The following is a 9,822-nucleotide window of genomic DNA, read 5'->3' as shown; positions in this document are numbered from 1 at the left end:
CTCTAAAAATTCACTTTAAACTTACCTGCCCGATTATCAAGATAAAGCTCCGAACTTCTTTCAAATAAGCTAAAAATCACTGGATATATTCTTTGTACACAAATTGTACCCAAAGGTTATTTCTAGCTTATCAAAGATTCTTCATCAGCAAAATCTCCTGTAGTTTTAGATTTCTTGAAAGGTAAAGCGTGAACAAGCATACTTAAACCTATTACGGCAAAAAGACCTCCCATTCCCAATAAAAATATCGCCGCAAACCAAAGTGACCAAAAAGAGTTTATCTCTGCTTCGCTCGGATTATTAGGGCTATAAATAATCGGCACGGATTGCCCAATTTCATATCCGGGTGGATTACTCCCCATATTAGATTCAACCTTTATCGTTTCTCCATTGGGGGTTTGAAATTGGAATACAGGGAAATAAGCCCGCGATTTTCTAGATACTTGAAGTTTTAAATTAATGATTGTACCTGTAGTAGAGGATGAGCTTTTAATAAAATCTTGCTTTTGATGGTAATTTACAAAACTGCCAAGTACCATACCCGCTCCAACTACAAAAAATATACCCCCCAGTCCCATTAACCCTGGCTTATCAGACATTTTTAACTTGTTTTCCTTTCTCTAAATATTTTTAACCTAAGTTTGCGACGGCTTAACTATCCAATTGCTCTCACCATTTTTGGGTCGGTAGTGTCAACCTCCCATCAGGTAAGGGAAGAACACCTGTCTGTCTGGATCGCCTGTCCGATTAAAGCTACAGGCTAGCCGGTAATGATTCCGCGATCTTTTGTTTAATTTTGCTTAAATATCTGATAAAACCTAACAATAGGTGAGGTGAGCGAGAGGAGAAGCAATGGCTGTTACTCAGCCAAATATTGATATTGCTCCATTGATCGATCATGCGCTGCTAAATCCAACGGCTACTCCAGAGCAGGTTAAGCAGTGGTGTGAAGAAGCTGAAAGGTTTCAGTTCGCGGCAGTGTGCGTCTATCCGGCATACGTGCGGCAAGCGGCTGAGCTTCTCAAAGGCAGGCGGCCCAAAGTCTGTACAGTCATCGGTTTTCCCTCTGGAGCGACGACATCGGCGGTTAAGCTCTACGAAGCCCAAGAAGCCGTCGAAAATGGGGCGGTGGAATTGGATGTTGTCATCAACCAGGGTTGGCTGAAAATTGGGAAGACTGAGGAACTACACCGGGAAATTGCAGAAATTTGTGAAACGGGTCAAACTGTCAAGGCAATTTTGGAAACCACCCGCCTGACAGATGCAGAGAAACGACTGGCAGCGGAAATATGTATGGATGCAGGAGTGGCATTTTTAAAAACCAGCACTGGTTTGTTTGGGGGTGCCACAGTAGCGGATATCCAACTTTTGAAAGAAGTCGCACGAGAACGGGTCGGAATTAAAGCATCGGGGGGAATCCGTACCCCGGAGCAAGCCTTGGAGTTAATCATGGCAGGAGCGACGCGGTTAGGCACGTCGCACGGCCCCGATCTGATTCGTCAGCGCGATACGCTGGAGAAGGAGGGAAAGGGGAATTGGTAATGAGTAATCGGGAATGAGTCTGCTAACTCTTGACCCATTACCTCTTGATCAATTACCCATCACCTCTTGACCAATTACCCCACGTCATGAGTCGAACTTACAAAGCAACCGGAATCAATCTAAAGAGTATGGCGCTGGGCGAGTCTGACCGGCTGCTAACGATTTTGACGCCTGAATTTGGTTTGATTCGGGCTGTAGCACCGGGGGCACGCAAGCACCACTCGAAGCTAGGCGGTAGGAGTGCTTTGTTTGTAGTGAATGAGCTACTGATTGCCAAAGGGCGATCGCTCGATAAAATTACTCAGGCAGAAACGCTAGAATCTTTCCCCGGCTTAAGTCAGGATCTCCAAAAACTGACAGCCAGCCAATACTTGGCGGAAGTGGTTCTTTGTCAAGCATTGAGCGATCAGCCGCAAATGGAATTGTATGAGCTGCTCAACGAACATCTGCATCGGTTAGAGCGGTTGCCTGCCAACAGCGCGGCTCTGGTTTTAGCTCACTTAGCCCACGGCGTGTTTCACCTGATGGCTTTGGCTGGCGTTGCGCCGCAGGTTCAACATTGTTGTGTCTCGCGGCATCCCCTGATGCCGGAATTTACCGATCCAGACTGGCGAGTTGGGTTTAGTACTGCTGCCGGTGGAACGGTGAGCTTACCAGCATTAGAACGGTTGCAAGCCGAAGCGCGATCGCGCATGTCTGGTAGTACAGCAAAAGGCATGGCAGTAAAGGAGAAATTCTCGCCTACAGCCATCGGCTTTTCACCTCAAGGTCAAGGCACAGTGCCAGAGGAAGCCGGTGGGAACTACCAAACAGTTGTTCATCCACAAACGCCCTTGATGCTGAACACCAAACTGAACGCCATCGAGCTGGCGCTGCTACAGCAGCTGGCTCAGCCAGAGCTACCCCAGAACGGAAAAAGCAATGAAAAATTAACTCATCCGACATCCCTAACCCCTCATCCTTCCGAAGACTCCGCTTGGGTTTCAGTAGAGCAACTGTTACGTCAGTACGTCCAGTATCACTTTGGTCGGTCAATTCGCTCTGCTGCTTTGATGGATGCTTGTTTCTCGTCCCAGCTGAATTTATCCTGAACCATGATGCAACGGTATGATTCCGATCTACAAGCTCGAATGTCCCTAAGTCAGTCTAGACAGAGGATTAAGGACGGCGAACGGTGGACTGAGGAAGGAAAATTTCCTCGCTCTTCCGGACTCAGCGTTCCCGCTTCCGAGCGCCCCCACCCTGCTTTTACTGAATCGTCAACACCTACCACATCACGCCCCTTGTCTGACGAGCGCTTAACACCCCCTGAAACTTCTGAATGGGAAGAGGTTCGCCCTGCGATTTCTTTCCCCCACTCCCCGGTGGACGATGCTGTAACCCCAGAGATAGATACAGAAACAGAAACAGACGCTCCCTCAAATGGAGGGTTGAACCACAGCGCCTCACCGTCCAATCTGGTTGTCAATGAGGAAGTAAAGAATGAGGAAGTAGAGGAGGACGCACAAGGATTTTTGCCGGTTCTAAAAAACCGGAATTTCCTGGCGCTATGGGGGGGACAAGTTTTCTCGCAGATAGCGGATAAGGTGTATCTGGTGCTGGTGATTGCATTGATTGCCACTCACTTTCAAGCACCCGATCAGACAATCAGCGTGTGGGTATCGGCGATCATGATGGCTTTTACGATTCCCGCTATACTGTTTGGTTCCGTGGCGGGTGTGTATGTCGATCGGTGGCCTAAGAAGGCAGTGCTAGTGGCAACGAACCTGCTGCGGGGGGTACTGGTTTTAGCAGTGCCACCGCTGCTGTGGATCTCGCATGGCTGGTTAACTCTTGGAGGGTTGCCGGTGGGATTCTGCATCCTGCTGGGATTAACGTTTCTGATTTCTACACTGACGCAGTTTTTTGCTCCTGCCGAGCAGTCAGTGATTCCGTTAGTTGTGGGACGCCATCATCTGCTTTCAGCGAACTCGCTGTACACGATGACAATGATGGCTTCAGTGATCGTGGGATTTGCCGTGGGAGAGCCGTTACTCGGAATTGCCGACACCCTGGTGGGACGCTTGGGTGGGGGAGCGGACATTGGCAAAGAATTAGTGGTGGGTGGCAGTTATGCGATCGCGGGATTGCTGTTGATGATCCTCCGCACAGGGGAAAAAACGAACGCTCCCGAACACGAATCGCCCCATGTTTGGGAAGACCTGCGCGACGGACTGCGTTACCTAAACGAACAAAGCCGCGTTCGCAATGCCCTGATCCAACTGGTAATTTTATTTTCAGTTTTTGCGGCGCTGTCGGTTCTAGCTGTGCGGATGGCAGAAGTTATTCCTGGTTTGAAATCCTCTCAGTTCGGTTTTTTACTTGCAGCTGGTGGGGTTGGCATGGTTGGGGGGGCAACGGTGCTAGGACATTTTGGGCAGCGGTTCTCCCATACTCGGCTCAGCCTCTATGGTTCTATCGGAACGGCAGCCTCTTTGGTTGGTCTGGGATTGTTTACGAAGCAGCTATTGCTGGCATTCCTGTTGACAACGCTTTTGGGCTTTTTTGGGTCGCTGGTGGCTATCCCGATGCAGACAACCATCCAAGCCGAAACTCCCGACCAAATGCGAGGGAAAGTCTTTGGGTTACAAAACAACGTCATTAATATTGCTCTAAGCCTGCCATTAGCCTTAGCAGGCGTTGCAGAGACGATTTTGGGTTTACAGGCAGTATTTCTCGGTTTAGCAGCGATCGCGATCGCAGGAGGACTCCTAACCTGGTATATTTCCGGTACAGGAAAAGAAAAGTGATGAGTTTTGAATGACGAGTTTTGAATGATTAACTCATAACTCAAAACTCAAAACTAAAAACTCAAAACTCTTAGAAAATGCATATAGCCTGGCTCGGAAAAAAATCACCCTTTTGCGGCAATGTCACCTACAGTCGAGAAGTTACGAATGCGTTGTTAGACCAGGGGCATCGAGTTAGCTTTCTCCACTTTGCCCAAGACGAAGAATCTGATCTCCAGGCTTGGCCTGGATGTGAAGAAGTGTCTCTACCTTTCCTGTACAAGTCCCAGGTTTATACGATTCCCACCCTGAGATCGAGAAAGGTTTTGACGCAATCGCTTGAAGAGCTAAAGCCAGACCTGGTGCATGCCTCGCTCACTTTATCACCCCTAGATTTCCTACTGCCGGAAATCTGCGAAGAACTGAATTTACCCCTGGTTTCCACCTTCCATACCCCTTTTGACGGGAAGCGACGAAATCTCAAATCAGGAACGCAACTGCTGACTTATCAGCTGTATGCACCTTTTCTGGCATATTACGACCGGACAATTATCTTTTCTCAAGTTCAGCGGGATTTACTAGCACGATTGGGAGTGGCAGCATCAAAGGTAGCTGTAATTCCGAATGGCGTTGATGTCCAGAAGTATTGTCCAGGGCCTTCTAACATCAAATCTGAATTAAACGCTAAGCGCCTCTTTGTCTACCAGGGTCGAATTGCTACCGAAAAAAATGTGGAAGCAATGCTCCGAGCCTGGAAAGAGTCAGAAATGGGGCCGGAGAGTAAATTATTAATTGTCGGCGACGGGCCGATGAAGCCCTCTTTAGAGCCTTTTTACGACTCAGAATACGGAATCATCTGGTGGGGAACCGAACCGGATGAGCAACGGCGAATCGAAATTTTGCGGGGAGCTGATGTGTTTATTCTGCCTTCTCTGGTGGAAGGGCTTTCACTTTCCCTACTAGAAGCAATGGCTTGTGGCGTCGCCTGTGTAGCAACTGATGCTGGTGCTGATGGTGAAGTTTTGGAGGGGAATCCATTAGAGGGAGACGCTGGGATAATTCTCAGAACTCAAGGGGTTGCGGGGCAGTTGCGAACTCTACTGCCTGTGTTACGAGGCAACTCGGAGTTTACGCAGCGACTGGGACAAAAAGCGATCGCAAGGGTTTTAGAGCGATATACCCTCAGCCGCAACATCGAGCAACTAGTAAAACTTTATACTGAGTTGCTACAGGAACGCCGAGTCCAGTTGAGTGATTGGCGTTATCCAGGGAGAACGAAAATTAGCTAGTCATCCTCCTCAAGGAGTAATCGCGTATTGTTTTATTCGCCAATACTCTACGCTTAAGCTGGCTTTGGGTGGCATTGGGCAAAGGCCATCCCAGTCGCGTTGGCTGCTGGTAGATCCGCTTGAGGGTGTTGATGTCTCTCGAAGAAATTTGGGGAGGATTACGCACCTGGGAAAAATACAGGGCGTCTGTTTCTAAAGGACTGTGCCCCCAGATACCTAGTGCGTGCCCTAGTTCGTGACGGGCAGCGGATTGAATATAGTCGCCGGTTTGAGTCGGACTCAGTTGGATCGTAAATCGATGGGATAGTACAGATGGGGTGCCCGTCGCTGGGTTGAGGTAGAATTCATAGCGGGTTTCAGCAGAACGAGCGCGAGGCAGGTGAAATTCCCCGGTGCGGCGGTTAAAGGATGGCTTGAGGGGAGGAAGCGATCGCACGATCTTGATATCAGCTATCTCTGACTGCTCGACCACTTGGAGGGGCAAATAAACACGCCATTCCTGCACAGCTTTTAACACAGCACTTGCCCACTGTTGGCTGGCGGTGGAAGTTTCTGGCATCTCTACGAACACCTTAACCGGAAACTGCGACCAAACCAGATAGCCAACGGGGGTAGGCTTCACCTGAGAGAAGTAATCACCACTGTTGCTGGTATCTTGCCATTGCAACAGTGTCGGTGGTAAGACGTGCGCTTGGAGTGTCGGTAAGGAGGTTGCTGATAGCGGACGTGACCCTTCAGACGCCCAAACATCACCCGCATCCACCACCCGAAAATGGGCTAAAACCGCCAATAAGCAAGTAGCGATCGCGATCCCCACCCGAATGAATCGTTTTGAGTTTTGAAAAGAGTTTGGATACCACAGGCGATTCTGTAGGCTTCGTTTAAGAGTTTGAAAGTTTAAGGGTTTCGCCTTTTCAACTTTCCCACTTTTCTCCTTTTTCCACTCAAAAATCATCATTTATCAGGAATCACGATTTGATGCTATTGCCATAACCGATCCATGCTCAAAATTACCGACAAACCCAGAAAGATGACAGTGAATATCCAGGTTACTCGGTTCAGCGCTGTTTCTGCACTTCTGGTGCTGGTAAACAATTGAGCCTGTCCGCCAATCCCCCCAATTCCGTCTCCTTTAGGACTATGTAGCAGCACTAAAACAATCAGAATTGCGGAAGAAACCGCCCATATAATTTGCAGGATGCTATATAGATTCATAGTTGGTTGTTCGGTGTCAGTTTTTAAGAATCGTGAATTGCGGATCGTTAAGAGCTAACTGCTAAGCATCAGAAAGATGCAATGAGTCATTAGCTATTAGCTCCTAGCACTTTACAGAGAAACTCGCACGGGTGTGCGATTGGCGCGGACATCAAATTCCAGAGGAACCAGCATTGAACGACCTGTCATCTCTACTGGCTGTGGCAGCTTTAATATCTCCAGAATCGTCGGTGCAATGTCCGATAAACGTCCATCACTTCGCAAAGTCACTTCAGTCCCATAGCCGGGAATTTTTAACCCTTCCCCTTCCACCAGGATAAAGGGCACAGGGTTCGTTGTGTGAGCCGTCCAAGGGTTCCCTTCCTTATCCTGCATATATTCAGCGTTCCCGTGGTCGGCAATGATGATCGCCGTGCCACCCGCCTTATTGATGCTTTCTAGAAGGCGTCCCAAACATCGGTCTACCGTTTCCAGGGCTTGAATTGTTGGTTCCATCTGACCTGTATGCCCCACCATGTCTGGGTTGGCGTAGTTGATGACCATGAAGGAGTAAATGCGTTTTTCAACGGCAGCGATCGCTACATCCGTCGCCGCTGCTGCTGACATCTCCGGTGCTTGGTCATAGGTTGGAACCATTGGACTCGGTACCAGTTCCCGATCCTCCCCTTCAAAAGGCTGTTCCCGACCGCCGTTGAAGAAATAAGTAACGTGGGCGTATTTCTCGGTTTCAGCAGTCCGAAACTGGCGCAGTCCCCGACTGGCAATGACTTCTCCCAGGATGTTACTCAAGTTCTGGGGTTCAAAAGCCACCAAAACTGGTAAATTCGGTTCGTACTGAGTAAAAGTAACAAAGCTCAGTGGCTCGATATGCTGTCGTTCAAACCTCTTAAAGCCTGGAGACACGAAGGCTTGGGTAAGTTGTCTGGATCTATCAGGTCGGAAGTTAAAGAAAATCACACCATCCCCCGCTTCTATAGCTCCAGGAGCAATTCGGGTTGGGATGATAAATTCATCTGTGACATTTTCAGCATAGGAAGCCTGCAAAACTTCTTGCGCCGAGCGACCATCTCCTAAGCCATCCTGAGTCATCACATCGTAGGCGCGTTTCACCCGATCCCACCGCTGGTCTCGATCCATTGCGTAGTAGCGACCGCTGAGGGTGACAATGCGCCCGACCCCAATCTGGTCAATGTGGTCTTGAATCTTCTGAATTGCCTCTATCCCCTCGTGGGGATAGGTATCGCGCCCATCTGCGATCGCGTGGATACAAACTGAGGGAATCTCTTGCGCTTTCGCTAAATCTAGTAATCCTAGAAGATGCACCAGATGAGAATGCACCCCACCTTCGGAACAAAGCCCAACTAGGTGAAGCTTACCACCCCGGCTCTTGACTTCCTGACAGACTTGCACCAGTGCAGGATTGCTCAGTAAACTACCGTCTTCCACGGCGTCTGAGATACGAACTAATTCTTGCGGTACAACCCGACCAGCACCAATGTTGAGATGGCCTACTTCTGAGTTACCCATCTGACCTTCTGGCAACCCTACAGCCTTGCCGGAGGTATAGATGAGTGTGTGGGGATAGACTTCCCAGAGGCTATCCATCACAGGTGTGTTAGCGGCGGCTATGGCGTTGCCATCGGTTTCTTCGCGGTACCCCCAGCCGTCTAGAATGACTAGCACCACGGGAGAGACAGGTGCTTGCGCCATACTCAATTGCCCTTTGTTTTCAGTAATTTCTCCGTCATGATATCATCGCCCTTTGTACTCGCAGTGTTATTTTTAGTAGCTTCTGCTAGCTTTTTTAGTTTTTTTGCCAGGGACAGCACAGCAATTCTCTCTAGCTCGGATGACTATTTTGTTACAGGGTTCTGAAGACAGTCCTGGTAGGAAGCGATCGCTAAAAGTATGTAAGGGAGCGCTACTCCCTTGATGACAACCGCTTGACGCACCTGCAAGATCAGTAGGCGTCAAGCTTACACATCGCCTAGTCTGCCACGATGCGTTGGTCTTCCCCGGTTGTTGTGTCTGTTAAACCATCTAACCCGCACTAGGAAACAAGTCTAATAAGGTACAGACTTTGCAAGCAGGCTTTTTGGCTTTAAGAACAGATCGACCGTGATATGTCAAGAAAACGAAACAATTCCCGATTCTTGCTGGAGCGTAGAGTGGTTTCTAACTCAGCGGGATCTGCCAAGAGCGATCACGCTCGCATTGAGAAACCAGCGATACAGTTCTGCGGTGACTTGGTTAGCTAGCTCGTCGGTGCCTTGAGCCGCCATAGTTACAGCCAGCAGCAGATGCACAGGCGTTTCGTAGTTGAGATGACAAGGAAAGTCTGCATAAAGCGGCTTCCAAGGCTCCAAGATTTCTAAGGCTTGTTGCTGGTTGTTCGCCAGGTCGAGGAAAGTGGCACGATTTCCTCCAGCGATGGAAACTTAGTCTTTTTATTATAACTTGCATCTACCTAAAGTAAGACTTTTGGAAACTTGGAAAGCCCACCCTAAGCGCCGTACCTTTTTAGCTCTCAAGAACGCAATAAGCAAGGGTTGAAACCTATCTTTATTGCCAAAGGAACGTCAGCAGTAGTCTCACCACTGCTGACGTTCCTTTGCGACGATTCTTTACGTTCTCTGCATTTAAAAAACGACTTCTAGACTTTATTTGCGTTTGCTAGATTCCTTAGCAGCTTTTGCAGCTTTCTTAGCAGCTTTATCAGCAGCGATCGCCTCTAATCTTGCCTGCTCTTTTTCTTCAGCAATTTTGTCTAGATAGTAATGGTAATCTCCTCGATACAGGCGGAATTCGCCGTCACGGATCTCGACAATTTTATTGGCAACTTTGGAAATAAAATATCGGTCGTGGGAGACTAAAATTACCGTACCTTCGTAGTTTTGGATTGCCTCTTCCAACATTTCTTTAGCCGGAATATCCAAGTGGTTAGTAGGCTCGTCCAAAATCATTAAATTAACTGGGCGCAAAAGCATTTTTGCTAACGCCAGACGAGC

Annotated in this window: 8 protein-coding genes and 2 pseudogenes; 4 read left to right on the top strand and 6 right to left on the bottom strand. The window is 48.7% G+C overall.

Annotation, left to right across the window (positions count from 1 at the left end; all coding sequences use genetic code 11):
* Positions 1-122 precede the first annotated feature (122 nt).
* Complete coding sequence (locus tag H6F50_RS05810) at positions 123-599, bottom strand: DUF3592 domain-containing protein (protein WP_190427354.1); 477 nt, start codon at positions 597-599, stop codon at positions 123-125.
* 253 nt (positions 600-852) lie between these two features.
* On the opposite strand from H6F50_RS05810, the gene deoC reads away from it, so the two are divergent.
* The 4 genes and pseudogenes from deoC to H6F50_RS05790 all read left to right on the top strand — a co-directional run bounded on the left by deoC (position 853) and on the right by H6F50_RS05790 (position 5,599).
* Positions 853-1,542 (top strand): deoxyribose-phosphate aldolase, encoded by a 690-nt coding sequence (gene deoC / locus H6F50_RS05805; RefSeq protein WP_190411862.1) that lies wholly within the window; start codon positions 853-855, stop codon positions 1,540-1,542.
* 86 nt (positions 1,543-1,628) lie between these two features.
* Positions 1,629-2,653 (top strand): annotated as a pseudogene (gene recO / locus H6F50_RS05800) (DNA repair protein RecO).
* Positions 2,637-4,331, top strand: coding sequence for an MFS transporter (locus H6F50_RS05795; RefSeq protein ID WP_242028915.1), 1,695 nt, complete (start codon positions 2,637-2,639; stop codon positions 4,329-4,331). The pseudogene recO and the gene H6F50_RS05795 overlap by 17 nt, the downstream one beginning before the upstream one ends.
* 77 nt (positions 4,332-4,408) lie before the next feature.
* Positions 4,409-5,599: a glycosyltransferase family 4 protein gene (locus tag H6F50_RS05790; protein WP_190427349.1), complete on the top strand. Its 1,191-nt coding sequence runs from the start codon at positions 4,409-4,411 to the stop codon at positions 5,597-5,599.
* Here the strand turns inward: H6F50_RS05790 and H6F50_RS05785 are convergent.
* The 5 genes and pseudogenes from H6F50_RS05785 to H6F50_RS05765 form a co-directional block, all read right to left on the bottom strand.
* Positions 5,592-6,557, bottom strand: coding sequence for a peptidase (locus tag H6F50_RS05785; protein WP_190427347.1), 966 nt, complete (start codon positions 6,555-6,557; stop codon positions 5,592-5,594). The two genes, H6F50_RS05790 and H6F50_RS05785, sit on opposite strands and share 8 nt — an antisense overlap.
* 23 nt (positions 6,558-6,580) lie before the next feature.
* The gene (gene secG / locus H6F50_RS05780; protein WP_190411866.1) at positions 6,581-6,814 is read right to left on the bottom strand and encodes a preprotein translocase subunit SecG; all 234 of its coding nucleotides are present in this window, start codon (positions 6,812-6,814) and stop codon (positions 6,581-6,583) included.
* A gap of 111 nt (positions 6,815-6,925) precedes the next feature.
* The gene (gene gpmI / locus H6F50_RS05775; RefSeq protein WP_190427345.1) at positions 6,926-8,524 is read right to left on the bottom strand and encodes a 2,3-bisphosphoglycerate-independent phosphoglycerate mutase; all 1,599 of its coding nucleotides are present in this window, start codon (positions 8,522-8,524) and stop codon (positions 6,926-6,928) included.
* A gap of 470 nt (positions 8,525-8,994) precedes the next feature.
* Complete coding sequence (locus H6F50_RS26935; protein WP_242028914.1) at positions 8,995-9,180, bottom strand: hypothetical protein; 186 nt, start codon at positions 9,178-9,180, stop codon at positions 8,995-8,997.
* A gap of 294 nt (positions 9,181-9,474) precedes the next feature.
* Positions 9,475-9,822, bottom strand: a pseudogene (locus H6F50_RS05765) (ABC transporter ATP-binding protein); the annotation flags it as partial.

The sequence above is a fragment of the Coleofasciculus sp. FACHB-712 genome (assembly GCF_014695635.1).
In the GTDB taxonomy this organism is placed as follows: domain Bacteria; phylum Cyanobacteriota; class Cyanobacteriia; order Cyanobacteriales; family FACHB-T130; genus FACHB-T130.
The sequence above is the reverse complement of the archived record's forward strand: the minus strand, read 5'-3'. Positions and strand labels throughout refer to the sequence as shown.

Coding starts and splice junctions, on each gene's coding strand:
- secG (WP_190411866.1), bottom strand. CDS start 6,814: ATGAATCTATATAGCATCCTGCAAATTATATGGGCGGTTTCTTCCGCA.
- gpmI (WP_190427345.1), bottom strand. CDS start 8,524: ATGGCGCAAGCACCTGTCTCTCCCGTGGTGCTAGTCATTCTAGACGGC.
- H6F50_RS05785 (WP_190427347.1), bottom strand. CDS start 6,557: ATGATGATTTTTGAGTGGAAAAAGGAGAAAAGTGGGAAAGTTGAAAAG.
- H6F50_RS05795 (WP_242028915.1), top strand. CDS start 2,637: ATGATGCAACGGTATGATTCCGATCTACAAGCTCGAATGTCCCTAAGT.
- H6F50_RS05810 (WP_190427354.1), bottom strand. CDS start 599: ATGTCTGATAAGCCAGGGTTAATGGGACTGGGGGGTATATTTTTTGTA.
- H6F50_RS05790 (WP_190427349.1), top strand. CDS start 4,409: ATGCATATAGCCTGGCTCGGAAAAAAATCACCCTTTTGCGGCAATGTC.
- deoC (WP_190411862.1), top strand. CDS start 853: ATGGCTGTTACTCAGCCAAATATTGATATTGCTCCATTGATCGATCAT.